This window comes from Vibrio kyushuensis, from assembly GCF_050337325.1.
Taxonomy (GTDB): Bacteria; Pseudomonadota; Gammaproteobacteria; order Enterobacterales; family Vibrionaceae; genus Vibrio; species Vibrio kyushuensis.
Genome location: NZ_JAKJSV010000003.1, coordinates 72,832 through 99,425 on the forward strand (window position 1 = coordinate 72,832; position 26,594 = coordinate 99,425).

The window sequence follows — 26,594 nt, forward strand, 5'->3', positions numbered from 1 at the left end:
ATTGTATAGGGTTTTGAACAGCAAACAAAATCAAGTTCATGTTTCATTGTGCAGCCCTTGTATTTGCGAGGCTATCAACGTTAAAGTATCCACTTATACCTGACCAAAGTTAAATTTCTTCTCACAATTTCATGCATGGATTGGAATAGTTGAAACCAAATTGGTAAACCAGTGTCAATAACAGCAATGAAAATGGAGTATTGTTGACTAATATGTTTAAACGCACCCGCTCGCTTGTCTGCCTTTGTGTCGCGACTGCTATTGCCAGTCCCTCTGTATCAATGGCCAACAATATAGAACTGCCTGATATAGGTACCGCAGCAGGGGCAACTCTCACCATAGATCAAGAAATCATCTATGGCGACGCGTACATGAGAATTCTGAGAAACAATTCCCCCATTGTTAACGACCCTGTTTTAAATGAATATATTGATTCATTAGGGCATCGCTTAGTTGCTAATGCTAATGATGTAAAAACCCCATTTACGTTTTTCATGATCCGTGACCGAAACATTAATGCCTTTGCATTTTTTGGTGGTTATGTTGCTCTTCATTCAGGGTTGTTTTTACACGCACAATCAGAAAGTGAACTTGCCTCTGTTGTTGCTCACGAAATTGCTCACGTTACTCAGCGCCACTTGGCAAGGCGAATGGAAGACCAAGCAAGACGCTCACCAGCAACAATGGCCGCACTTGCAGCCTCTTTGTTGATCGCGATTGCAGCACCAGAAGCCGGGATTGCTGCGATTACAGCGGCAACAGCGGGTAGCATGCAAAGCCAAATCAACTATACCCGTAGCAACGAAAAAGAAGCCGACCGTTTTGGTATTAATACCCTTGCAAAGGCAGGCTTTGAAGTAAAAGCGATGCCTCGTTTCTTTGGTCGCCTAGCAGACGAGTATCGCTATGCAAGCACGCCACCACCTATGCTACTCACTCACCCACTTCCAGAAGATCGTATTACCGATAGCCGTGAAAGAGCCCGTGGGTATCCGCCAATGCGTATTCAGCCGTCTCTTGATTATCAATTAGCGCGGTCTCGAATTGTTGCTCGTTATGCGAATATAGAGAGTGGTGCATCAATGGACTGGTTAAATCGTGCAGAACGACGTGCCGATGCCGACATTAAACCCGCTTATCGATACGGAAAAGCGCTCGTTCACCTTGACGACAAGCAGCTCGATGAAGCAGAGGCAATACTCAACGACCTCATCAAGCTTGACCCAAATAACAATTTTTATCTGGATGCATTCTCTGATTTATATATAGAAAAAAAGCAGCCTGAAAAAGCTCAAGCAATGCTCGAACGTGCGCTAAAATCAAAACCAAACAACGCCGTTTTAACGATCAACTACGCAAACGTACTTCTTAAACAAGATAAGAATACTGAGGCGATCCGTGTTCTTCAACGTTACACCCATGATAACGGCGATGATGTGAATGGTTGGCACCTACTCTCTGAGGCACATATCGCGCTTGGAAACAGTGCTGAGGACTTAGCAGCACGAGCAGAGCTTCTTGCACTCAAAGCGAACTGGAATAAAGCGATTCAGTTTTATACTCAGGCTGGGCAAATCGCCGAGCTAGGCAGTCTACAACAAGCTCGATACGATGCTCGTATTGACCAATTAATGGTACAGCGAGATCGATTCCTCGCGCTTCAATAATAAAATTTATAAGGAAGATAATCATGTCAGTTACGATTTACCACAATTCTAGATGCTCTAAAAGCCGCCAAACTCTTGCTCTTTTGGAAGAGAATAATGTCTCTCCAGATATCGTTAACTATCTAGAGACCCCACCAACGGTTGAGACACTAAAAGTCCTATACGCACAGCTGGGATTAGACAACGTTAGAGCGATGATGAGAGTCAAAGAAGATATTTATAAGAGTCTTGAACTCGCGAACGCATCTGACGATGAGTTGTTCTCGGCAATGATGAACAATCCAAAGTTAATTGAACGACCAATCGTTGTTTCAAATGGCAAAGCTCGACATGGCCGCCCACCCGAGCAAGTGCTAGAAATTTTATAACGGTTAGTTTATAAAGGGCGTGAACTTTATTGGCGATATTCGATAAAGGTAATGTAGATAGGGATAAACATGACACAAGATATGACAACCAGAACCAAACAGTTTAGATGGCTCGCGCTTTTTAGCAACCTTGCACTTATCTCTTTGGTCGTACTATGGCAATGGTATTTATCCCCACATCCGCATATAAACAATCTAACACTCGCGATAGCGTGGTGCGTTCCTTTGTTACTTCCACTGCCCGGTATACTTGCAGGCAAGCCTTACACTCACGCTTGGGCAAACTTTGTTTTGATGCTCTACTTTCTTCATGCGCTCGTGATCTTAACCATTGGAGAGGGAGAAATCCTACTAGCGTCGATTGAACTTGGTTTAACCACCATGGCATTTACCGGTAATATTCTTTACACCCGTGCCAGAGGTAAAGAGCTAGGAACGAAACTTATTCGCTTGTCTCAAGTCGAGAAACAAGAAAAGGCTCGCTTTAATGGCTCTTAGTCATTTGTAGCCCTTAATTGTTAATATCCGCCCTTTAGTAGTTAACAATTAACCCATAAGCATTAAACCAGACAATCTAAGTCTGGTTTTTTATTCTCCCAAATCAATAACCTCACACTTTAAATGGTTAATATCATCAATACCAGTAGTGAATAATATCGTCATAACGTATAAATCAGATGAACACATTTTATTAACGTGACTGCGATTAAGTTTCGGGCAATTTTAAATCATTGACCAGATTTATAATGATTTGAATCAATAAGCATCGAACCCTATCAATTAGTCTATGCCCACACATTGCTTCTTTTTTAGACGCTTGTATAAGGACATAGCTGCAATGAAAGTGTTTTCCAAAACAATAAAAATAATATTCCAACACTTACTTCTCGTACTCTCGTTATGGATTTGTGCATCTCCGAGCTATGCACTATTTGTAAGCCCTCCCAAAGACCCTATACCGTTAATTCATGACGTGTTCCCACTTCTCACAGACATATCAGTGAAAAAAGGCGAACCACTACTTAGAATCATCAAACAAGACGACACCATACTAGGCTATGCGTTTGAAACTAACGATATAGAAAGAATTCCAGCCTACTCTGGCGAACCCGTTAACATGCTCGTCATTATGGATCCTGACGGTGAATACCTAGCATCCAAAGTCTTAGAGCATCACGAGCCGATTATTTTAGCCGGGATCCCTGAAAGTAAATTGACCGCCTTTAGTGATCAATATGTAAGCTTATCCGTCAAAGATAAAATCAAGGTTGGTGGTAAAGCGAGTCAAGAAGGGTTAACCCCAATTGATGGTCTGTCAGGCGCAACGGTCACGGTAATGGTAATGAATGTCGCCATCACAAAAGCGGCAACCAAAGCAGCTGAATCTTTAGGTATCATCAAACGTTCAAGCAATATCATTCAACCTAAATCAACAATCAAAAAAGATGTCTTCGCAGATAGAACGTGGCTTGAACTCACGGGTGACGGCTCGATTAGAAAACTGTATTTAACCAATGAAACCGTTCAAACCGCTTTTGATGGAACCGATGGAGAAAATATTGATCGCGTAGACTCTAGCGAAAACAAAGAAATGTTTGCTGAAGTTTATTACACGATTGCTGATATTCCGACGATAGGAAAGAACCTATTTGGCAATAGTGAATATGAGTGGTTAGTTAATCAGTTAAAACCCGACGAACATTTAGTCGCTGTCTTTGGTAATGGTTACTCTTATAAAGGCTCTGGCTATGTGAGAGGGGGTATCTTTGACAGGCTTCAAGTACACCAGAATGGCAATGAATTTTCATTCCGTGATTTAGACCATAACCGTATTAGTGATTTGGTCGCGCAAGGAAGCCCTCGATTTCATGAGATGTCAGTGTTTATTGTCCGAGCTCATCATGATTTTGATCCCGGAGCAAGTTGGCAGCTAGAACTATTAATTCGAAGACAAACTGGCCCTATTGATAGTGTCTTTACTAGTTTTAAAGGCAGCTATGACAGTCTAGAACAATATGTAGACACACCAGAGCCGATTATTCTTCCACCTGAACTCACATTAACCCAGCAAGTTTGGCAAGAGAGCCAAGTAAAGGTCATCATCTTAATTGGGCTAATAGTTGTTCTGATACTGATCCTATTTTTCCAAGATATCTTAGTACGCCATCCTACTTTCATGCACCGACTGCGTCATGGGTTCTTAGCGATTACCGTGGTGTTTATCGGTTGGGTTTGGGGCGGTCAACTCTCGGTTGTCAATGTATTCACATTTCTTCAGGCTTTGGTGAAAGATTTCTCTTGGGATCTATTTCTGCTCGACCCAGTCATCTTCATATTATGGAGTGCCGCCGCCGTCACCATGTTACTTTGGGGACGCGCAGTATACTGTGGTTGGTTATGCCCTTTCGGAGCGCTTCAAGAGCTAATTAATCAATTTGCTCGACACATTAAAATCCCACAATTCGAACTGCCTTGGGCGGTACATGAAAGACTCTGGGCGATTAAGTATCTGATCCTGCTTGGTCTATTTGGCTTATCTCTGGACTCACTGGCCGTTGCTGAGCAATTTGCTGAAATAGAACCTTTCAAAACAACTTTCTTGCTTAAGTTTGATCGTGAATGGCCATTTGTTCTTTGGGCTGTGTTTCTTCTATCTCTTAATCTATTTAACCGTAAAACATTTTGTCGCTACTTATGTCCACTTGGTGCTGCTTTATCAGTATCGAATAGCGTTCGTTTATTCGACTGGCTCAAGCGACGTCCGGAATGTGGATCACCTTGTAAGATTTGCGCAAAAGAGTGCGAAATCCAAGCAATCCACCCAGATGGCGTTATCAACATGCGTGAGTGCCACTACTGCTTAGATTGCCAAATTACCTATTCCAATGATGGAAAGTGCCCACCATTAAAAAAAATGGCGCGTAAAAAAATGAAACAACGTGAATCCGAGATTCCTGTAACACAACTATAAACGCAAAACGGCCTTCCATTGAATCTAGGTCGTTAGTTGCAGAATAAGTCAAAAACTATAAAGAAAATGGAGATTTACCAATGAGTGATGACAAAAGCAAACTCGACAATGAGAATACCCCCGTCAATACGGATCGACGTAAGTTCTTTGGTCAAAGTGCAGCGATCGGGTTAGGTGTTGCTGCTGCCCCAATGACTGCCGCCATGTTTGCGTCAATGGCTAAAGCACAAGCACAAGAAATTCAAAATAGCCCATTTGTCCACCCTGGTGAACTTGATGAATACTATGGATTTTGGAGTGGTGGTCACTCTGGTGAAGTTCGTATTCTAGGTATTCCATCCATGCGTGAGCTGATGCGAATTCCGGTATTTAACACGTGTAGTGCGACAGGTTGGGGCTTTACAGACGAAAGTAAGCGCATTAAAGGCGATAGCGCACACATCATGTCTGGTGACTCGCATCACCCTCACATGAGTATGACTGACGGCCGTTATAACGGTAAGTACATTTTTATCAACGATAAAGCAAACTCTCGTGTTGCTCGTATCCGCTGTGATGTAATGAAAGTGGATAAGATGATTACCATTCCGAATGTGCAAGCTATTCACGGCTTACGGGTACAAAAAGCACCTCAAACGAAATACGTCATCTGTAATAGTGAATTCGAAATCCCAATGAACAACGACGGTAAATCGTCATTGGAAGACGTCAGTACTTATCGCTCTCTGTTCAACGTGATTGATGCAGATAAAATGGAAGTAGCTTTCCAAGTCATGGTCGATGGTAACCTCGACAATACCGATGCTGATTACGATGGTAAGTACTTCGCATCCACCAGCTATAACTCTGAAATGGGTATGAATTTAGGCGAAATGATTACAGCAGAGCGTGACCATGTCGTTGTTTTCAGCCTAGCTCGTTGTGAAGCCGCATTGAAAGCAGGTAAATTCAAGACCTACAATGACAATTCAATTCCTGTATTAGACGGGCGTAAGGGCTCAGACCTTACTCGTTACATCCCTGTACCTAAGTCTCCACACGGAATGAACACCTCACCAGATGGCAAGTACTTCATGGCCAATGGTAAGTTATCCCCTACCGTATCGATCATTGAAATCGCTAAATTAGACTCGCTATTTGATGATAAGATTAAACCTCGTGACGCTATTGTGGCAGAGCCGGAGCTTGGTCTCGGTCCACTGCATACAGCATTTGATAACAAGGGTTTTGCATACACCACACTCTTCCTTGATAGCCAAATTGCAAAATGGAACATTGAAGAAGCAATACGCGCCCATAATGGTGAAAAGGTTAACTATATTCGCCAAAAAATCGATGTTCACTATCAGCCTGGTCATAACAGTACTTCAAGTGGTGAAACACGTGATGCCGATGGTAAATGGCTTGTTTCTTTATGTAAGTTCTCGAAAGATAGATTCCTACCCGTTGGTCCACTGAAAGCAGAAAATGATCAATTGATCGATATTTCTGGTGATGAGATGAAGCTAGTCCACGATGGACCAACTTTCGCAGAACCGCATGACGGCACAATTATCCACCGAAGCAAAGTTAAACCAGCTAAGATTTGGGACAGAAACGACCCGATTTTTGCAGAAACAATTGAAATGGCGAAGAAAGACGGCGTTAACGTAATGACCGACAACAAAGTCATCCGCGATGGCAATAAAGTTCGTGTTTACATGACGTCTGTTGCTCCAACGTTTGGTATGAACGAGTTTAAAGTCAAACTCGGTAACGAAGTCACTGTTGTCATTACTAACTTAGACATGGTTGAAGATGTGAGCCACGGTTTCTGTATGACAAACCACGGTGCACAAATGGAAATCAGTCCACAACAGACATCGTCTATTACTTTCACAGCGAACAAGCCAGGGGTTCAGTGGTACTACTGTAACTGGTTCTGTCACGCTCTACACATGGAAATGCGTGGCCGCATGCTGGTCGAAGCGTAAAACTTAACGCCCCCCATATAGGCTAGTCATAATGGGGGGCTTTTTTAATTCGCCCATCTCAAATACGTTTAATTCAGGAGGCTTATTTGAAATTGAACGCCTATTTGCTTGTCCCTATTTTTTCTTTGACTCATTTTGGATTACTTGCTTCTGAAGTAGCCCTAACAGCAAATGATGATCTTCAGTCTGTGCTGAATAGCAGTGCAAAAGGTGATGTGATTCTATTGTCTGATGGGCACTATGTAGGAAATTTTTCTATTCCAACAGGCATTACGCTAAAAGGAAGTGGCAACACGACTATCGACGCGAATGGCTCAGGAAATGCCCTGACTCTACTTTCCTCAAATATCACTATCGAAGACCTCAATATTATCAACTGGGGGGATGATCTCACCGAGCAAAATGCAGGCATTTATAACGATCAGTCACTAACTCACCTTACGATTAAAAATAATCAACTCCAAGGTGACGGGTTCGGTATATGGACCCAAAAAGCCGAGCATATCAACATTGAAGGCAACACGATTGTCGGCAATCCTGAGCTACGATCCGCTGATCGCGGCAATGGCATTCAGCTATCGGGTGTTAAGCATGCTGTCGTTAAAAATAATACCATCAGCTTAACCAGAGACGGTTTATACGTAATATCCAGTCAAGAGAGCCTCTTAAAAAACAATACTATGCATGATCTTCGCTACGGTATTCACTATATGTACTCTCACAATAACCAAGTCATTAGTAACCTCACCTACAATACCCGTGCAGGCTATGCACTCATGAGTTCAAAGGATCTCACGGTACATAAAAATAGAAGTATCGATAGCCAAGACTACGGTATTTTAATGAACTTCATTTCCTCGTCAGACATAAGCCACAACCAGATTAAAAATGTATGGACCTACCCTGAAAACAAAGTGATTGGTCGAGAAGGTAAAGGGCTATTTGTCTACAACTCAAATTTTAACACTATCAGTTATAACACCGTAGATACTGCTGAAATTGGCATTCACCTAACCGCGGGTTCTGAAGGCGGCAAGATTTTTGGTAACAGCTTTATAAACAATCCCATTCAAGTGAAATACGTTTCAACTCGTGAGCAAGAGTGGAGCGAAGATGGCATTGGTAATTATTGGAGTAACTACCTTGGTTGGGACCTCAACAACGACAACATAGGCGACACACCTTTTGAACCCAACGATGGTATCGACAAAATTGTCTGGAAATACCCTGAGTCAAAGGTTCTACTTGATAGCCCGTCAGTATTAATGCTGAGATGGATACAAAAGCAATTCCCTATTCTTAAGCCTCCCGGCGTCAAAGACTCATTTCCTTTAATGACTCCCGCACAAAAAGATGAACCTATGCTCTCTCACGATGAGATTGAGCCACAAGAGATAGGACAAACCTCATGACGGATTCCATCGTTTCGTTACAACAAGTAACTAAGCAGTACAAACAGCTCCGCGCACTCAACTCAGTTGACCTTCAATTAGAAAGTGGCGAAGTACTCGGCCTATTTGGTCACAACGGCGCGGGCAAAACTACCATGATGAAGCTTATCTTGGGGGTTATTGCAGCCAGTGAAGGGAGTGTCTCAGTCTTTGGGTCAAACCCATGCAGTAAACAAGCGTGGCACGGGCGTAAATCTATCGGTTACCTACCAGAAAACGTCAGCTTTTATGACCAATTAACCGGCCTAGAAATACTCACCTATTTTGGTCGCCTGAAATCTGTACCAAAAAGTCATATTCAAGCGCTGCTTGAGAAGGTTGGTCTTCTTGATGCCAAACACCGACAAGTAAAACACTACTCAAAAGGGATGCGTCAGCGGTTAGGTCTAGCACAAGCATTCCTAGGTGAACCTAAGCTTTTGTTGCTAGATGAGCCAACCGTTGGTCTTGACCCTATTGCAACTCAAGACTTCTACCAGAGTGTTGACCAATTGAAAGACCAAGGTGCGAGCGTTGTACTTTGCTCCCACGTTTTACCTGGCGTTGAAAAACACATCGACCGCGCAATGATTCTGTCAAAGGGCAGCACAGTCGCATCAGGAACTCTTGCGCAGCTACGACAACAAGCCCAACTTCCTGTCGTCATTAAAACTCATGGTATCAATGGCGCCTTAGCCACAAATGAGCGTCTATCAGGCTTTATGGTTGAAACCGATAAACTTCATATTCCTGAGTCAGAAAAGATCAACGTGTTAAAAGAACTCATCAACTACGAATCGTTGCATGATATTCATGTGACACCTGCAAACCTCGAGCAAATCTACCAACACTTTTTATCTACTTCTGCGAACCCAATAAAAACCCTATCAATGGATAACGAGGTGAAGCAATGAATCCAATTTTAGCCGTCGGTATTAAAGAGTTTCAAGATGGGTTGCGTAACCGTTGGTTAGTCTCCATTACCTGTATTTTCGCGTTATTGTCTATCGGGCTTAGCTACTATGGAAGTGCTGCGTCGGGAACATTGAGCGCTCCTTCAATTTCCACCACCATTGCGAGTTTATCGAGTTTATCGGTCTTTATTATCCCCCTTATTGCGCTACTTCTTTGTTACGACAGCTTTGTGGGTGAACAGGAATCTGGGACGCTACTGCTACTGATGACCTACCCCATTAGCCATGGGCAACTTCTCCTAGGCAAGTTTATCGGTCAGGCTAGCATTATTGCGCTGGCCACGATTATTGGCTTTGGTAGCGCAGGGCTCATGCTCAGTGTCACCAGTGATTTCGCTTCGGTATGGGAAGCATTTGGGCTGTTTATACTCACCTCTATTTTGCTTGGTTTGAGCTTTATCAGTATTGCTTATGTAATTAGCCTTGTGGTCAGCGAAAAGTCTAAAGCTGCAGGTGTCGCTTTAATGACATGGTTGTTCTTCGTATTGGTGTTTGATTTGGCTCTATTAGCCCTACTTGTGGGTGCCAGTGATGGTCTAAGTCAGCATGACTTGGTTCAACTTATGATGCTAAATCCTGCGGACCTTTTTCGTCTAATCAATCTTTCAGCGCTCAATACTAGTGATATCAGCGGTGTATTGGCAGTTGCAATCAATAATAGTTATTCGACCACCAGCTTACTCTTCACCATGCTCGCATGGGTCGTTGTGCCACTATGTATCGCTTTGGCTATTTTCCGTAAGAAAACACTTTAACGTCATAGAAAACGCTTTAATAAGGACTAACAATGAATTTATTCTTCACAAAAAAAACGTACTTACTTGCTCTTTTCAGTATGGTGTTATTGGGTTGCAGCGAGGAGCCTCAAGAGAAAATGCTTCGTCAAGCTGTTGCCATTGAAAGCGCAGACGAATGTCATTTATGCGGAATGATCATCAGCAACTTCCCTGGCCCAAAAGGTGAGTCTTATCAATCAACTGGCGATCACGTGAATAAATTTTGTTCGACCCGTGACCTATTCGCCTTTCTACTTCAACCAGAAAATGTAACTCAAGCACGCGAAGTGTTTGTCCACGACATGAGCAAAACACCTTGGCATAAACCTGATGATCAGTACTTTATCGATGGGCGTACCGCTTGGTATGTTGTGGGATCAAGCCAGAAGGGTGCGATGGGAATGACACTCGCAAGCTTTAGTAAGCAAGACGATGCAACTGCATTTAGTAAGAAGTTTGGCGGTAAGGTTTACTCGTTTGATGAGATTACTATCGAGATCATCATGAATTAGCTCAAAATCCATCCCTTGTAAAAAAACCGCAGAAATTATTCTGCGGTTTATTTTTATTTACCTTATCAAAGTTAAATGGGTACTTTGATTATTGACCTTGCCATTCAAATCTAAGTATCGGGTTCAACTCGATAACTGGTTCTTCATCCGTTTGTGGTAACGTCATGTCGGTTGATGACTCCATTTGTGATGATTGAACCTGTAAAGACGTCGCAGGTAATGTTCTTTTTTCAACTTCAACTGATTCTGCAACTGTTGAGTCCATAAGAATAGGCTCTGCAATAATTGGATCTACGCCATCGATTGACTCATTTACATAGTTAACAGAATCCGTTTCAACATTGATCAGATGTTCAGTTTCACTGCTTGTTTCGTTAGGTAAGATGAGTTCAGGCATCTTGGTCACTTGTCCCATACGCAAGACTTCTTGCTCAAAGTCTTGCTGAGATGCTAATAGGTGAACATTAAAGGTCACCGTAGTACCTTGGATCTTTAAGATATCCAACGACGCAACTGAAGATAATGACTTGAGCTTGTTTTCCAGTTGAAAGAAGTCGAGTGCGCTATCAATCAAAGTAAATTGTGCCATTACAGCTTCTGACGACTCACTAGCAACGACTACTGCGTCTTTGTTAGCGTAGTAATCACTCAATGCATTAATCATGTCTGCCGCTGACTGAGAGCCTGATTCTCTACCAGTCATAGGCGTTTGAGATCGAGACATCATACTGTCTGGTTTTTGATCATAGAGTGTCCAGCGCAGGTTGTTACCTTGGGCACGAACAACCAATACCGCATCACTTGGATAACGTTGACTCGCTGCACTGATCGGTTCGACAAAACCACCCCACACATCAGAAATAGCGATACCGGTAATATCATCAAAATCACCGACAGGAACGGTAAGTGGTAAGCCACGTACTTGCGCTTCATGTTTAATGCGATTGAGCGTTCGAGTCGATGAATGTTCCCAAGAAATATTGCGTTCGAAATTTGAATCTTCAACTAACCACACCAACAGGTTTGAGCGAGACTGAGGCCAAAATGGCAATTGAGCCTGACTTAATAAGCTGCGGATATGAGGAGCACTGAAATTCATACGTATCGAGGATTGGTCATTCATTTGACCATAACTGATCTGAGATAAATATTGAGAGTGCTGGCGAAGTGCTTTTTTAACCACTTCGTTATTAACAGCATCACGATCACCAGAGGCACGAATAATCACCTCTTTCATGCCTTCAACTCGAGCAGCGGCATCACCGTTCTGCTTCTCTTGATCGATTGTGATTTCAGAGCGATACAAATCAACAGTAGTAAGAGCATGAACAGGAAGGGCCAATAAACCCACGACCAATAAAGCTAAATGACGCATACGTTTCCTAGATAATTGCTTGCGAACGTAGATGATAAGCAACTATCAACCTGTGAGCAAGAAATGGACTTCAAGATAGTGTGAGAATTTGACCAAGATGTTTCAATTCGCAAACAGAATTCATAATTTAAATGAATTAATTTGATCTCATCCACCGCAAACGTTTTCGTTAGTGATAAAATCCCATCGCTTTTTTAACATCTCTTTTTCACTCATGACATTTTGTAAACAGGAACTTACCATGATGAATGCAATTCAAGGTGCACAAATGCTTTTTGTCGCCTTTGGTGCACTAGTACTTGTCCCACTACTTACTGGGCTTGATCCTAACGTTGCTTTGTTTGGCGCAGGCGTCGGTACCCTAATATTTCAGGTGATCACACGTCGCTCAGTACCAATTTTCTTAGCGTCATCTTTTGCATTCATCGCACCGATTATGTTTGGTGTTCAAACGTGGGGCATTGGTGCAACGATGGGTGGTCTAATGGCCGCTGGTGTTGTTTATGTTCTGATGGGCGTAGTCATTAAGGTTCGAGGCGTCGAGATTATTCATAAGCTTCTTCCACCTGTTGTCGTTGGCCCTGTGATAATTGTTATCGGCTTAGGCTTGGCTCCAGTTGCCGTTAATATGGCGCTAGGCAAAACAGGGGATGGCAGCATTCAATTAATTGATGGCACAGCTTCTCTCTGGATATCAAGTGTTGCTCTTATCGTTACCATTGCAATCAGTGTTTTTGCTAAAGGATTCCTAAAGTTACTGCCAATATGTGGCGGTATTATGGCTGGATACGCACTTAGCCTCTACTTTGGTGTTGTTGATTTCACGCCTGTAGCACAAGCTGCTTGGCTTGCGATGCCAAACTTTACTACGCCAGAATTCAACATCAACGCAATTCTATTTATGATTCCTGTCGCCATTGCACCTGCGGTTGAACACGTTGGTGATATGTTAGCTATTTCAAATGTAACCAAAAAAGATTACCTAAAGAAACCCGGTCTTCACCGCACTATCGCGGGTGACGGGGTGGCAACCATTGCCGCTTCAATGATGGGTGCTCCACCAAATACAACCTACAGTGAAGTGACTGGCGCCGTTATGCTGACTAAAGCATTTAACCCAGTCATCATGACATGGGCTGCCGTTACTGCAATTGTTCTTGCTCTGGTTGGTAAACTTGGTGCACTACTTCAAACAATTCCAGTACCCGTTATGGGCGGAATTATGATTCTACTGTTCGGCTCAATCGCAACAGTAGGCCTGAATACTCTTATTAAGAATAACGTTGATCTGCACAAGTCACGTAACCTAGTGATTGTTGCTGTCACCCTTGTTTTTGGTATCGGTGGCATGGCGTTTGGTATTGGTGAGTTCAGCCTTCAAGGCGTCAGCCTATGTGGTATCGTTGCTATCGTGCTTAACCTTATCCTGCCGCACGATTTGGGTGAGAATCACGTTGTTGATAATGCTCAGATGGAAGAAGACTCCAAATAGAATAAATTGAGTTCATTGACAAGTAATTAAAAAGCGGCAAGAACCTAATTAGTTCTTGCCGCTCTCGTATTCATCTCTATTAATTACCAAAGTACGAAACCTAATCACACAAACAAGCAAAGTCTGCATTGGTTAATTTAGCCAAATCCTCAGCAGACAATTCGATCTCTAGGCCTCTCTTCCCTGCACTAACGCAGATTGTGCCTAACTCAATTGCGCTTTGATGAATAAAAGTGGGAAGCCGTTTTTTTTGCCCAAGAGGGCTAATTCCACCCACAACATAACCTGTTACTTTTTGAGCAACAATTGCATCGGCCATATTCGCTTTCTTGGCTTTCGCAGCTTTGGCGGCCAACTTAAGGCTCAATTGATGAGCGACAGGAATAATCGCAACTGCCAGATTTTTAGGCTCACCGTTCAAACAAAACAGTAGTGTTTTAAATACCTTATTGGGGTCTTGGCCTAATACCTCAGCCGCTTCCATACCAAAACTAGTGGCTCGGGGATCATGGTCATACTGATGAATCGTGTGGGGTATCTTATTTTTCTTCGCACAGTCAATCGCTGGGGTCACGTCTCTTTCCTTAGCCATCATTCAAAACCAATATCAATTAACTTAATAAAACATAGATTCCCTAAAAACAAAAGCGGCGCACAATGTGCACCGCTCTCTTATTGAATTCAAACTGATAATTTAACGTTCAGCCTGTTTCACTTTAAATAAACTTATTTATAAACCATCTCACCTGAAGGTGCGTATAGGTTTACGTCAAGTGGGCTATTCGCTTCAATGTAGTCTTTCAGTACTTCAGCATCCACAAAGCCTGTGTTTACGTAGCCAGGGTGTGCACTCAGTTTAGGGTAACCATCACCACCAGCGGCATTGTAGCTTGGCACTGTGAAGCGGTAAGTTTCATCTAAACGTAGCTGCTTGCCACCGATAAAGACATTTGATACTTCACCACCAGAAACCGTCATTGAAATACCAGCAAACTGAGCGTATGCGCCAGAATCAACCGGTTTTGTTGCAACAACGTTCAAGTAGTCAATAACTTCAGCACCAGACATGTCTGTGTAAGTTAGGATATTAGCAAATGGTTGAACAATCAGAACGTCTTTATAAGTTACGTCACCGTATTCAATTGAATCACGAACGCCACCAGAGTTCATCACAGCGAAATCTGCTTGTGCGCGTTCCATGTGTGCTGTAGCAATTAAGCGGCCCATGTTAGTTTGTTGGAATCGAACAACGTTACGATCACCTTCAAGCTTACCGTTGATCTCACCGATTTTTTCCATTAACTGAGCTTGACCTTGCTCTTGATAAGGGCGTAGGAATTCGAGCAGTTCTTGGTCTTGTGCAATTTCGTCTTCGATAAGAACACGAGTCTTCTTACCATCAACTTTGACTTTCTTCTTCAAGTTAACTGGAATTAGGTCGTAGCTCACCATCTCAAGTTCACCATTGCGGAACTCATAATCAGCACGGCCTACGTACTTACCCCACTCATGAGCTTGAACAATGTAAGTACCGTTTTGTACATCTGGCTTACACTCGTCACTTGGTTTGAATTTCTTAGTGACGACGTTTGGCGCTTCCATACAAACAGGCTCTTGAGAGTGACCACCAACGATCATATCAAGTGAACCTTCATCTAGGTAACGAGCTAGCGCAACATCACCCGGTGCGTTAATGCCACGCTTTCCATCTTCGTAGTGACCCATGTGTGTCACTGCAAAGATTAAATCAGGTTTTTCAGTTTCTTCCAGTTCAGCAATTAGCTTCTTCGCTTCTTCTTTAGGGTCGCGGAAGTCGATGCCAGCAATAAACTCAGGGTTACCAATCTTCGCTGTATCTTCTGTAGTAAGGCCTATAACGGCAATCTTAATGCCCTGCTTTTTGAACATTTCATAAGCTTGGAATTTACGTTCACCCGTCGCTTTATCGTAAATGTTGGCAGAAAGCATTGGGAAGTTGGCCCAATCAATTTGCTTAGCTAGTACATCTAGAGAGTTATCAAATTCATGATTACCTAACGCCATTGCGTCGTAACCGATTTTGTTCATGCCCTTAAAGTCAGGTTCTGCATCTTGCAGATCAGACTCAGGTACACCAGTGTTGATATCACCACCAGAAAGAAGCATGACACTGCCGCCTTCAGCACGGATTTCTTCACGTAACTCATCAATAAGTGTTTTACGAGCAGCCATACCATACTCGCCGTATTTATTTTGCCAAAAACGACCATGGTGGTCATTTGTATGCAAAACAGTCAGTTTATATGTCGTATCTTCATCCCATTCATGGGCAGGTTGAGTTGCACAACCCGCTAGAGTGGCAAGAATCGCTGCGGTTAGCGTCGTTTTTAGAATTAGGCCTTGCTTCATTGTCATACCTTTGAACTGTTGGGGGATCCACTGCGTTAAATATTGACCTATAGAGAATAGACATCACCGGAGTTTAAGTGCCTATAGCTCAATAAAACTTGAACTAGTTTAAGTTAACACAGCAAACCTAACACGTTGATTTCATATTTATGTCTACTGGATCACTTATTTTTCGTGAATAAACTGTAACGACGAGAGATGTTTTCATATCAAATTTCAATGGATCACAAGCAAACGTTTTACTGTGAAGTCGAACATTAATATGGAAAAGCAGGGGGAATAAGATAGGGAAAAAGACATAAAAAAGACCAGCAAAATGCTGGTCTTAGTATTAGCTATGAAGTAAATAGCTATTTGATATCAATAGCATCAAAGCCTTTGATTACATCATCAAGTACTTTCATTTGAGCTAAGAAAGGTTCTAGCTTATCAAGCGGCAGTGCAGATGGACCGTCACACATCGCTTTATCTGGATTTGGGTGCGCTTCAATAAATAGACCTGCAATGCCCGTTGCCAATCCTGCTTTAGCTAATTCCACTGTTTGCTCACGACGGCCACCAGATGCAGCACCAGAAGGATCACGCATTTGAAGTGAGTGCGTCACATCAAAAATGATTGGGCTGCCGTTCGATGACTTCTTCATCACGCCAAATCCAAGCATATCGACAACAAGGTTGTCATAACCCATGCATGAGCCGCGCTCACATAAGATGATGTTCTCATTACCGCACTCCGCAAACTTATCTACGATGTTACCTACTTGATTAGGGCTCATAAATTGCGGTTTCTTAACGTTAATCACAGCGCCTGTTTTCGCCATCGCTTCAACAAGGTCTGTTTGACGTGCAAGAAATGCAGGGAGTTGAATGACGTCAACAACATCAGCCACGACTTGAGCTTGAGCTTCGGTATGAATATCAGTAATGATTTTCACACCGAACGTGTCTTTTAGCTCTTGAAAGATCTTCATCCCTTCATCAAGGCCTGGCCCACGGTAAGAGTGTACTGAGCTGCGGTTCGCTTTATCAAAAGACGCTTTAAATACGTATGGGATACCAAGTTTTTCAGTGACTTTTACATAGTGCTCACAGATCTGCATCGCTAGATCACGAGACTCTAAAACATTCATTCCAGCAAACAAAGTAAATGGCTTGTCGTTAGCTACTGGGATATCACCAATATTAACTATTTTTTGTTCCATTTTAATCTCTCTATATCGTTATGGCCCGAGGCTCTATATTTTTAGATTAGTTAATTCTTTACAGCTTGATGCATCTGTTTTTATACATCAATGTACGACAACCGTCGTTTCATTCATGGCACTGATTTGGTTTTTGAGCAATTCCGACGCAGGATCATCAGGGCATTGATCCACAAAATACTGAAAATCCGTTGAAGCAATTTGATGACAGTCGAGCTGTTGATAGATAAAGCCACGATCTCGAATCTCATACGGATCATCAGGAACAAACGTTAAGGCCAAATTGGAACACTGCAATGCCAAAGTATAGCGCTCCTCTCTCAAAAGAGAGCTTTTTAGTAGCGCAAGCCAACGACCAATAACCGTTGGGTTATCCGCAACATCTAAATCCTTTGATTTAAGTGTCGCCAAAGGGCCTTCTTGGCCAATTAGCCAAGATGTTAGCGTATGCAAAGAGACGTACTCGCCATTAAATGGGTTAACATACAGTGGCTTTTCACCCTCCCATGTCAGCTTAATAATAAACTGAGTTGGAAAAGTAACCCCCTCAACAGGAAATCCGAGTTTTCGACCCAAATATAAAACTAACGCGCCTAAGCTGACGGGAATGCCTTTACGACGCTCCAGTACTTTATCCATAAAAGCATTATTTGAATTAAAGTAAGCGTCTTTATCGCCTTGAAAGCCCCACTCTTGATAGAACAATCGTAAAAAGGATTCAAACTTCTGCTTTTCATCGACTTCATGGCAAAGAGTCTGTTCAGCTTCTGCGAATAAGCGTTCAAGCTCATTCTCCGCCCACTTTTTCTCTGTTTCTGGATCCACGGCTTTATTGAGCATTAATGCTCCTTCCGCTAATTCCATTGAATCAAAATCTTCGTCAAACAGTTCCAACATCAACTATTGCCTTTACCTATCTTGTCGTTATGTCGATAAAATAAATTCATCAACTAGGCTACCCATAACGATTTAAATCTATACTTCGTACTCTCTTCAAAAGTATTTAGATCATGGGTGTCTTTTTACTTGGTGAGCTTTTAGATCATCGGAAACCCAAAGCTCATACACCTATTTATTACATAAAAATTGGCGTTTTAGTCATTGCTACTTTAGCTGCCATAATCAACCAACCTAGCGCGCCGAAGAATGAAAATGTTCTTAGTAATTTATTACGGCCTAGTTTTAGCGCAAAAAAGCCCAAAGCGATGTAAGCCAAAATACAGGTGATTTTTTCCGTCAACCAAGCACCTTCAGGGGTAAATGGCATAAAACCGGTGACGTATATGAGTCCGAAGCCGGATAGTAGCAACAACGTATCATTAATATGTGGGAACACTTTTAACACTTTGTTATTAACTAACTTTGAATCGGCCATCATCAAGCCATAACGAACCGACAATAAAGTTGCGCTTAACGCGATTGTCAGCATGTGAAAATGTTTAATTCCTTCGTACATTTACTACTCTCTTATTTGTTTATCTTCCATTGACCGAGAGTAACTCGATCGTTATTTCCGTAATCTTTTTCTGTAACGACATGCTGGTAACCCAGTACCGTTAAAATTTCTCTAACATCAGCACCTTGTTCAAAACCGTGCTCGAACATAAGCCAGCCATCGTGTTCTAGAAATTGAATCGCATGCTCTGATATGTAACGTATATCTGCAAAACCATTTTCTTTGGCAACCAACGCACTCATTGGTTCAAAACGAACATCCCCTTGGGAAAGGTGAGGGTCGGTTTCGTCAATGTAAGGAGGATTGGAAACAATCAAAGCAAACTTTGTTCCATCTTCAAGCGGCGCAAACCAACTTCCAGATAGAAATTGAGCATTTGTGATACCTAGAGATTTTGCATTGTCTGTTGCAAGCGCTTGAGCATCTTGCATAAGGTCGATACCGACCACACGTCTGGTTGGCATTTCAGACGCTAGAGCCAAGGCAATGGCGCCCGTGCCGGTTCCAAGATCTAAAATTGCACCCGATTGCTCCGCTGATTTATCCAATGCAAGCTCAACAAGGCGCTCAGTATCAGGGCGAGGAATTAGAGTGGTGGGTGAAACTTTTAGTGGCAAGGACCAAAACTCTCGTTCACCTACGATATAGGCAATAGGCTCACCGGATAAACGACGTTCCATTAACAGATGAAAGTTACTTAAATCTTGTTTACTCAGCACTTTATCAGGCCAAGTAAACAAGAATGAACGGGGTTTATTTAATGAATGGCACAATAAAACGGCGGCATCTAGAGACGGCGATTCACTGCCGCTCTGGACAAGAGCGCTTGTAGCGCTCTTTATAGTTTGTTCAACAGTCGACACTATCTGATACTAACCTATCTGCTACGAACTAGTTATTGTCAGCAAGTGCGGCTAATTGATCCGCCTGGTGCTCTTGAATCACCGGCTCAACAAGGCTTTGTAAATCACCTTCAAGCACTTCTGCTAGGCGGTACAACGTTAAGTTAATACGGTGATCAGATACACGGCCTTGTGGGTAGTTGTAAGTACGAATACGGTCACTACGGTCACCCGAACCTAGAAGGTTACGACGGGTATCAGACACTTCAGCCGCACGGCGTGCTTCTTCAGCTTGAACAATACGAGCCGCAAGAACAGTCATCGCTTTTGCTTTGTTCTTATGCTGTGAACGCTCATCTTGACACTCAACAACTGTTCCCGTTGGTAAGTGAGTAATACGGATTGCGGAGTCAGTGGTGTTGACGTGCTGACCACCTGCACCAGAGGCACGGAAAGTATCAATTTTTAGGTCCGCGGCTTTAATCTCAGGAAGATCCGCTTCTGGAACTTCAGCCATAACAGCAACCGTACACGCAGAGGTATGAACACGACCTTGAGATTCCGTTTCAGGTACGCGCTGTACACGGTGACCACCCGATTCGAATTTCATTGTACCGTAAACGGCTTCGCCACTGACCTTAGCGATCATCTCTTTGTAGCCGCCTTGCTCAGACTGGTTGCAGCTCATGACTTCAACGCGCCAGCCTTTCTTCTCGGCAAATTTTGAGTACATACGGAATAGGTTACCAGCAAAAATACCCGCTTCATCACCACCAGCACCGGCACGAATTTCTAAGAAGCAGTTACGCTCGTCGTTTGGATCTTTTGGTAGAAGTAGAATCTGCAGTTCATCCGTTAAACGTTCGATCGTCTCTTTGGCTTCTTTTATCTCTTCTTGCGCCATTTCACGCATTTCAGCATCGTCTTCTTTGGCCATCTCTTCAGCTGCTTCTAGATCTTCTTGAGCTTGCTGATAAGCTTGGAAACACAGAGTGACTTCTTCAAGCTGCGAGTACTCACGAGAAAGAGCACGGAATTTATTTTGGTCACCAATAACGTCAGGATCACCAAGTAGGTGTTGAACTTCTTCATAGCGTTCAACAAGAGTTTCAAGCTTTACTAAAATCGATGCTTTCATAATTCTTTTCTTAGGTTACAAAGGTCACTAATTGAGTGACCTTCTATATAAAAATGATGTATTCGTTCTTTTCTATTTGAGCGATGATTATTTAAGTTCATCAAGCCCTAAACTTTGCCTTATAACCGCCAGTTTTGCCGGTTCACCTTGCTCTGCTGCACTTTGCAATGCGCGAGTGGGGGCATGGATTAATCTATTTGTTAGCTTATTACTTAGCTCAAGTATCACCTTTTCAGGCTCACCACCAGCGAGGAGCGATTGAAGGCTTTTCGCTAGCAACTCCTCTCGTATTTCATTAGAGGATTTACGATATTCTCTTATACTATCAACAGCCTGCAATGAACGAAGCCAAGTCATAAATGAAGCGCTTTCTTCGCTAACAATCGCTTCAGCTTGTATCGCTTCCACTTTTCGTTGCTCAATATTGCTATCAACAATCGACTGTAGATCGTCGACAGTATATAGATAAGCGTCATTAAGATCGCCTACTTGAGACTCAATATCTCTCGGAACGGCAATATCGACGAGCAATATAGGCTGATTCTTACGGGCTTTTAACGCAGTTTCTACCATCCCTTTGCCGATAATGGGTAGCGGGCTAGCGGTTGAACTAATCACGATATCGGCTTTTGCTAAGTGATTTGGAATCTCTTCTAAACTGATGACATGAGCACCAAATTGCTGTGCAAGACCAAGCGCTCTTTCTCGAGTTCGGTTAGCCACAATAATTTTCGTGCACCCATTGCTTGCTAAGTGTTTAGCCACCAACTCAATCGTCTCACCGGCACCTACTAATAATACAGTAGAGTCCGCTATCGATTCGAAAATATGTTTTGCCAACGTACACGCAGCGTATGCCACAGAGACGGCACTACCACCAATCTCAGTTTCTGTTCGGACACGCTTGGCTACTGAGAACGTTTTCTGAAAAAGCTTTTCTGCAGCCGCGTTGACGGATTTAGCGTCTCGTGCATCTGAGTAAGCTTGCTTAACCTGACCGAGTATTTGCGGTTCGCCAAGAACGAGAGAGTCCAATCCGCAAGAAACACGCATTAAATGGCGTATTGCGGCTTGCTCTTCATAAACGTAAATACTGGGTTTAAGCTCTTCTGGGCTAACACTGTGAAATTGTGTTAACCAATCGATAACTTTGCTTTTGGCAGCGGTTTTTGTATCACAATAGATCTCAGTACGATTGCAGGTAGATAGGATAACACTACCATTTACGTTTGAATTTGCTTCTAGTTGCTTTAAAGCTTCAGATAGTTTATCTGGACCAAAAGCTACTTTTTCTCGCAATTCAACTGACGCCGTATTGTGATTGATACCAATAACAAGCAAAGACATGTATAGAAAGTTCTCAGAATGATGGAAATACAAATAAGGTCGGAATTTTACTTGATGCCTTTCGTTATTAAAAGAGTCACGTCCATTTGTTTTACTGACTTCGTGATATCAATGATATAGTTATCGCTATTAACCACTGATAATTGTACAAAGCGCAGCCAGTTATGATTAACTTTCGTCAACTTCTCTCTTTTGTTATCCCAATTTTATTTCTTGCTGGTTGTTCAACGCTCCCTGAAAGTCAAACCAGTGTCGAGTGGCAAGCTCATCAAGTTAAGCTTGATTCCATTACCCAATATCAAGCAGCTGGAAAACTCGGCTATATTTCGCCAGAACAGCGACAATCTCTAAATTTCCAGTGGAAGCACAGCCCAGAACATGGGCAATTACGTATGACAACCTTTATTGGGCAGACAGTATTAAACCTAACAATGACCCCAACCGGTGCAATTGTTAATACTTACGACAATCAAACGTTAGCCAACCCTAGTGCCGATGTACTGATAGAACAACTTACAGGGTTGACCATTCCCGTTGAACAGCTTCAAGACTGGTTATTGGGTAATCCAACATCGGCAGACGAATTCCAACTTAGCGAAAATAATACCCTCAGTTATTTAACCAAACGCGTTGGAAATCAGCAGTGGCAACTTCAGTATCTCTCCTACCAAGATGTTGAATATCTGGGCGATACTCTTCCATTACCAAATAAAATTAAGCTTATACACCAAGACACAAGCATCAATTTAGTCATTACAAAGTGGACGTTAACCCCATGATTTCGACCGAAACCCATTGGCCTTCCCCTGCCAAATTAAATCTTTTTCTCTATATCACTGGCCGAAAAGAGAATGGTTATCACGAACTACAAACGTTGTTTCAATTTCTAGAGCATGGGGATGAACTCACTATCACGGCCAATCGTTCTGGTGAAGTTACACTACTCAATCCCATTGAAGGTGTTGCTACGACTGACAACCTAATTTGGAAAGCCGCAGATGCGCTTAAGCAATATTGCGAAGGTAAATCAAATGAAGCCAATGAATTGGGTGCAAAGATTGCCATTAACAAAATTCTTCCTATGGGTGGTGGCATTGGTGGTGGCTCTTCTAATGCGGCAACGGTACTGGTTGCACTTAACCACCTATGGCAACTTAGCCTATCGGATGATGAATTAGCTGAAATCGGGCTTAAACTGGGCGCGGACGTACCGGTTTTCGTTCGCGGATTTTCTGCTTTTGCAGAAGGTGTTGGCGAGAAACTGACGAAAGCCGATCCAGAAGAGAAATGGTATTTGGTGGTTAAACCGGAAGCGAGCATTGCAACCGTAGACATATTCACTCATGAAAATTTAACTCGTGACACGAAAAAACAGCGACTAGAAATGCTGCTAAAGGGTGATTACGGAAACGATTGCGAAAAAATTGTACGAATGCTGTACCCAGAGGTTGATCAAAAACTTTCATGGCTGCTACAATACGCGCCGTCGAGATTGACTGGAACAGGTTCGTGTATTTTTGCTGAATTTAGTAGCCAAAAAGAAGCTATGCTTGTACTAGAACAACTCTCTGACACCGTCTCTGCTTTTGTGACGAAAGGACGGAATGTTTCGCCTTTAAAAGAGACTTTGGCTGATTACCAAACAGCCCACACCGAATTTATTTGAAAACTGGACGCAACCCTGAGGTTTCCACCGTGCCTGATATGAAGCTATTTGCTGGTAACGCAACACCTGAACTAGCCCAACGTATTGCTGATCGTTTATACATTTCACTTGGCGATGCTACTGTAGATCGTTTTTCTGACGGCGAAGTCGCTGTTCAAATTAACGAAAATGTTCGTGGTAGTGATGTATTCCTGATTCAATCTACTTGTGCACCAACCAATGACAACTTAATGGAATTGGTGGTAATGATTGACGCAATGCGCCGTGCTTCAGCGGGCCGTATTACTGCTGTAATCCCATACTTTGGTTACGCTCGTCAAGATCGTCGTGTACGTTCTGCTCGTGTACCAATCACTGCAAAAGTTGTTGCAGACTTCCTGTCAAATGTTGGTGTTGACCGCGTTTTGACTATTGACCTACACGCTGAGCAAATTCAAGGCTTCTTCGATGTACCTGTAGATAACATCTTCGGTACTCCAGTGCTTCTTGAAGATATGGCTAACCGTGGTCTAGACAACCCTGTTGTTGTTTCTCCAGACCTTGGTGGTGTAGTTCGCGCTCGTGCAACAGCTAAAGCACTAGGTGACGTAGACATCGCTATCGTAGATAAGCGCCGTCCACGTGCTAACGTTTCTGAAGTAATGAACCTAATTGGCGATGTTGAAGGTCGTGATTGTGTTATCGTTGATGACATGATCGATACCGGTGGCACACTATGTAAAGCAGCTGAAGCTCTAAAAGAGCGCGGTGCTAAGCGAGTATTTGCTTACGCTACTCACGCTGTTTTCTCTGGTACTGCTGCGGAAAACATTAAGAACTCTGTTCTTGACCAAGTTATCGTTACCGACTCTATCTCTCTTTCTCCAGAGATGTTAGCAACTGGTAAAGTAACAGAGCTAAGCCTATCTCGCATGCTTGCTGAAGCGATTCGTCGCATCAGCAACGAAGAGTCAATCTCTGCGATGTTTAGCTAATAGATTATTTAAATTAATTAACAGCTCAGTCTGGTAATTGGCTTAAAAATTGATTTAAGCACTTCATAATTTGAAGTGCTTTTTTTATATCTGGCCCAAGCTAGAGCCAAAGTAGTTGGAGTTGCAGTGAGGCGACAAGTGAATGAGGCCCCAATTACATAGCTAGCCTATGTAATTGAGGCGAATAAGCGTCGTTAACAAAGCTGCACCTTCAAGTACGAAGGGTATAGAGCCTAGGCTCTTTTCTGTGCTATCATACCGCGCTTTTTGATCATCCAGAGAGATCCAAACTTTGAGTCAGCAAATTAAATTACTTGTTGGTCTAGCAAATCCCGGCCCAGAATATACTCGCACACGTCATAATGCAGGTGCTTGGGTTGTAGAAGAACTAGCTCGCGTTCACAACGTTACCCTAAAAAATGAATCTAAATTTTATGGGTTAACCGGGCGCATTATTGTCAACGGTGAAGATCTCCGCCTACTTATTCCAACGACCTTTATGAACCTTTCAGGTAAAGCCGTTGGCGCATTGGCTAAGTTTTATCAAATTAAGCCAGAAGAGATCATGATCGCTCATGATGAACTTGATATGCCTCCGGGAGTAGCAAAGTTCAAAAAAGGTGGCGGTCACGGTGGGCATAATGGTCTACGAGACACCATTAACAAATTGGCTAATAATAAAGATTTCTATCGTTTACGGGTTGGTATTGGCCATCCGGGACATAAAGACAAAGTTTCAGGTTATGTGCTTGGTAAAGCCCCTGTAAAAGAGCAGGAGTGCTTAGATGCAGCAGTCGACGAATCCGTACGCTGCTTAGATATCTTATTAAAAGATGGCCTCACCAAAGCACAAAACCGCTTACATACGTTCAAAGCAGAATAAGGTTACTATCATGGGTTTTAAATGTGGCATTGTTGGATTGCCAAATGTCGGTAAATCAACGCTATTTAATGCACTTACTAAAGCAGGTATCGAAGCTGCTAACTTCCCTTTCTGTACTATCGAGCCAAACACCGGCATCGTACCGGTACCGGATCTTCGACTTGATGCGCTTGCTAAAATAGTAAACCCTCAAAAAGTGCTACCAACAACCATGGAATTTGTTGATATCGCAGGTCTGGTTGCTGGTGCATCAAAAGGTGAAGGCCTAGGTAACAAGTTCCTAGCTAACATCCGTGAAACTGACGCTATCGGTCACGTTGTTCGTTGTTTTGAGAACGAGAACATCATTCACGTATCAGGCAAAGTGTCACCGATTGAAGATATTGAAGTGATCAACCTTGAGTTGGCTCTTGCTGATTTAGACTCTTGTGAACGTGCTATTCAGCGCAACGCTAAGAAAGCTAAAGGTGGCGACAAAGATGCTAAGTTTGAAATTACAGTATTAGAAAAGCTTCTACCTGTATTTACTGAAGGTGGCATGGCTCGTACGGTTGACCTAGCTAAAGAAGAAGTCGCTGCTATTGGTTACTTGAATTTTCTAACGCTGAAACCAACGATGTACATCGCAAACGTAGCTGAAGATGGTTTCGAAAATAACCCATATTTAGACGCTGTTCGTGAGTACGCAGAAAAAGAGAACAACGTTGTTGTTGCTGTTTGTGCTGCTATTGAGTCAGAACTTTCTGAACTTGATGATGAAGATCGTGAAGAGTTCCTTGCAGATATGGGGATTGAAGAACCTGGTCTTAACCGCGTGATCCGCTCAGGTTACGACTTACTTGCACTACAAACTTACTTCACCGCTGGCGTAAAAGAAGTTCGTGCATGGACAATCCCTATTGGCGCGACTGCTCCGCAATCGGCAGGAAAGATCCACACTGATTTTGAAAAAGGCTTCATTCGAGCTGAAGTTGTTGGTTATGATGACTTCATTCAATATACGGGTGAAAGCGGCGCAAAAGAAGCAGGTAAATGGCGCTTAGAAGGCAAAGATTACATCGTAAAAGATGGTGATGTAGTTCACTTCCGCTTCAACGTATAATTCAGTAAGTTAACCATACTTATTAACTGTAATTAAAGAGCCAGTATTCATACTGGCT

General features: G+C 42.8%; 24 protein-coding genes. 15 read left to right on the top strand and 9 right to left on the bottom strand.

What is annotated here, in order from left to right:
* The first annotated feature begins 212 nt into the window (after positions 1-212).
* From bepA to L4D20_RS06855, 9 genes are all read left to right on the top strand, one after another.
* On the top strand, positions 213-1,667 hold the full coding sequence (bepA, locus tag L4D20_RS06815) for a beta-barrel assembly-enhancing protease (protein WP_428801270.1): 1,455 nt from the start codon (positions 213-215) through the stop codon (positions 1,665-1,667).
* Positions 1,668-1,690: 23 nt separating this feature from the next.
* Positions 1,691-2,035, top strand: a complete 345-nt coding sequence (gene arsC / locus L4D20_RS06820; protein WP_428800842.1) for an arsenate reductase (glutaredoxin) — start codon at positions 1,691-1,693, stop codon at positions 2,033-2,035.
* 69 nt (positions 2,036-2,104) lie between these two features.
* Entirely contained in the window at positions 2,105-2,533 is a 429-nt protein-coding gene (locus tag L4D20_RS06825) for a DUF2069 domain-containing protein (protein ID WP_428800843.1), read from the top strand.
* A 340-nt stretch (positions 2,534-2,873) separates the two neighbouring features.
* Entirely contained in the window at positions 2,874-5,006 is a 2,133-nt protein-coding gene (gene nosR, locus L4D20_RS06830; protein ID WP_428800844.1) for a transcriptional regulator NosR, read from the top strand.
* An 80-nt stretch (positions 5,007-5,086) separates the two neighbouring features.
* A complete protein-coding gene (gene nosZ / locus L4D20_RS06835; RefSeq protein ID WP_428800845.1) occupies positions 5,087-6,979 on the top strand; it encodes a TAT-dependent nitrous-oxide reductase in 1,893 nt (630 codons plus the stop codon).
* An 86-nt stretch (positions 6,980-7,065) separates the two neighbouring features.
* Positions 7,066-8,391 (top strand): nitrous oxide reductase family maturation protein NosD, encoded by a 1,326-nt coding sequence (locus L4D20_RS06840; RefSeq protein WP_428800846.1) that lies wholly within the window; start codon positions 7,066-7,068, stop codon positions 8,389-8,391.
* The gene (locus L4D20_RS06845; RefSeq protein ID WP_428800847.1) at positions 8,388-9,323 is read left to right on the top strand and encodes an ABC transporter ATP-binding protein; all 936 of its coding nucleotides are present in this window, start codon (positions 8,388-8,390) and stop codon (positions 9,321-9,323) included. The genes L4D20_RS06840 and L4D20_RS06845 overlap by 4 nt, the downstream gene beginning before the upstream one ends.
* Positions 9,320-10,138: an ABC transporter permease gene (locus L4D20_RS06850; RefSeq protein WP_428800848.1), complete on the top strand. Its 819-nt coding sequence runs from the start codon at positions 9,320-9,322 to the stop codon at positions 10,136-10,138. The genes L4D20_RS06845 and L4D20_RS06850 overlap by 4 nt, the downstream gene beginning before the upstream one ends.
* A 32-nt stretch (positions 10,139-10,170) precedes the next feature.
* Positions 10,171-10,671: a nitrous oxide reductase accessory protein NosL gene (locus L4D20_RS06855; RefSeq protein WP_428800849.1), complete on the top strand. Its 501-nt coding sequence runs from the start codon at positions 10,171-10,173 to the stop codon at positions 10,669-10,671.
* 88 nt (positions 10,672-10,759) lie between these two features.
* On the opposite strand, the gene L4D20_RS06860 is transcribed toward L4D20_RS06855, so the two are convergent.
* Positions 10,760-12,046, bottom strand: a complete 1,287-nt coding sequence (locus L4D20_RS06860; protein ID WP_428800850.1) for a DUF2066 domain-containing protein — start codon at positions 12,044-12,046, stop codon at positions 10,760-10,762.
* 241 nt (positions 12,047-12,287) lie between these two features.
* Here L4D20_RS06860 and L4D20_RS06865 point away from each other — a divergent pair, with 241 nt between their 5' ends.
* Positions 12,288-13,538, top strand: coding sequence for a uracil-xanthine permease family protein (locus L4D20_RS06865; protein WP_428800851.1), 1,251 nt, complete (start codon positions 12,288-12,290; stop codon positions 13,536-13,538).
* Positions 13,539-13,638: 100 nt separating this feature from the next.
* Here the strand turns inward: L4D20_RS06865 and ybaK are convergent, their stop codons facing one another.
* The 8 genes from ybaK to hemA form a co-directional block, all read right to left on the bottom strand.
* Positions 13,639-14,112, bottom strand: a complete 474-nt coding sequence (gene ybaK / locus L4D20_RS06870) for a Cys-tRNA(Pro) deacylase (RefSeq protein ID WP_428800852.1) — start codon at positions 14,110-14,112, stop codon at positions 13,639-13,641.
* A gap of 152 nt (positions 14,113-14,264) precedes the next feature.
* Entirely contained in the window at positions 14,265-15,926 is a 1,662-nt protein-coding gene (ushA, locus tag L4D20_RS06875; protein ID WP_428800853.1) for a bifunctional UDP-sugar hydrolase/5'-nucleotidase UshA, read from the bottom strand.
* A gap of 350 nt (positions 15,927-16,276) precedes the next feature.
* Positions 16,277-17,128, bottom strand: a complete 852-nt coding sequence (gene kdsA / locus L4D20_RS06880; protein WP_428800854.1) for a 3-deoxy-8-phosphooctulonate synthase — start codon at positions 17,126-17,128, stop codon at positions 16,277-16,279.
* A gap of 87 nt (positions 17,129-17,215) precedes the next feature.
* On the bottom strand, positions 17,216-18,025 hold the full coding sequence (locus tag L4D20_RS06885) for a SirB1 family protein (protein ID WP_428800855.1): 810 nt from the start codon (positions 18,023-18,025) through the stop codon (positions 17,216-17,218).
* A 178-nt stretch (positions 18,026-18,203) separates the two neighbouring features.
* Entirely contained in the window at positions 18,204-18,584 is a 381-nt protein-coding gene (locus L4D20_RS06890) for a SirB2 family protein (protein WP_428800856.1), read from the bottom strand.
* 11 nt (positions 18,585-18,595) lie between these two features.
* Positions 18,596-19,447, bottom strand: coding sequence for a peptide chain release factor N(5)-glutamine methyltransferase (prmC, locus tag L4D20_RS06895; RefSeq protein ID WP_428800857.1), 852 nt, complete (start codon positions 19,445-19,447; stop codon positions 18,596-18,598).
* A gap of 28 nt (positions 19,448-19,475) precedes the next feature.
* The gene (gene prfA, locus L4D20_RS06900) at positions 19,476-20,564 is read right to left on the bottom strand and encodes a peptide chain release factor 1 (protein WP_428800858.1); all 1,089 of its coding nucleotides are present in this window, start codon (positions 20,562-20,564) and stop codon (positions 19,476-19,478) included.
* 87 nt (positions 20,565-20,651) lie between these two features.
* Positions 20,652-21,911, bottom strand: a complete 1,260-nt coding sequence (hemA, locus tag L4D20_RS06905) for a glutamyl-tRNA reductase (RefSeq protein ID WP_428800859.1) — start codon at positions 21,909-21,911, stop codon at positions 20,652-20,654.
* A gap of 164 nt (positions 21,912-22,075) precedes the next feature.
* Here hemA and lolB point away from each other — a divergent pair, with 164 nt between their 5' ends.
* The 5 genes from lolB (at position 22,076) to ychF (ending at position 26,536) form a co-directional block, all read left to right on the top strand.
* Entirely contained in the window at positions 22,076-22,690 is a 615-nt protein-coding gene (gene lolB / locus L4D20_RS06910) for a lipoprotein insertase outer membrane protein LolB (RefSeq protein ID WP_428800860.1), read from the top strand.
* Entirely contained in the window at positions 22,687-23,577 is an 891-nt protein-coding gene (gene ispE / locus L4D20_RS06915) for a 4-(cytidine 5'-diphospho)-2-C-methyl-D-erythritol kinase (protein WP_428800861.1), read from the top strand. The genes lolB and ispE overlap by 4 nt, the downstream gene beginning before the upstream one ends.
* A 29-nt stretch (positions 23,578-23,606) precedes the next feature.
* On the top strand, positions 23,607-24,551 hold the full coding sequence (locus L4D20_RS06920; RefSeq protein ID WP_428800862.1) for a ribose-phosphate pyrophosphokinase: 945 nt from the start codon (positions 23,607-23,609) through the stop codon (positions 24,549-24,551).
* A 292-nt stretch (positions 24,552-24,843) separates the two neighbouring features.
* Positions 24,844-25,434, top strand: a complete 591-nt coding sequence (gene pth, locus L4D20_RS06925) for an aminoacyl-tRNA hydrolase (protein ID WP_428800863.1) — start codon at positions 24,844-24,846, stop codon at positions 25,432-25,434.
* Positions 25,435-25,444: 10 nt separating this feature from the next.
* Positions 25,445-26,536: a redox-regulated ATPase YchF gene (gene ychF, locus L4D20_RS06930; protein ID WP_428800864.1), complete on the top strand. Its 1,092-nt coding sequence runs from the start codon at positions 25,445-25,447 to the stop codon at positions 26,534-26,536.
* Positions 26,537-26,594 lie beyond the last annotated feature (58 nt).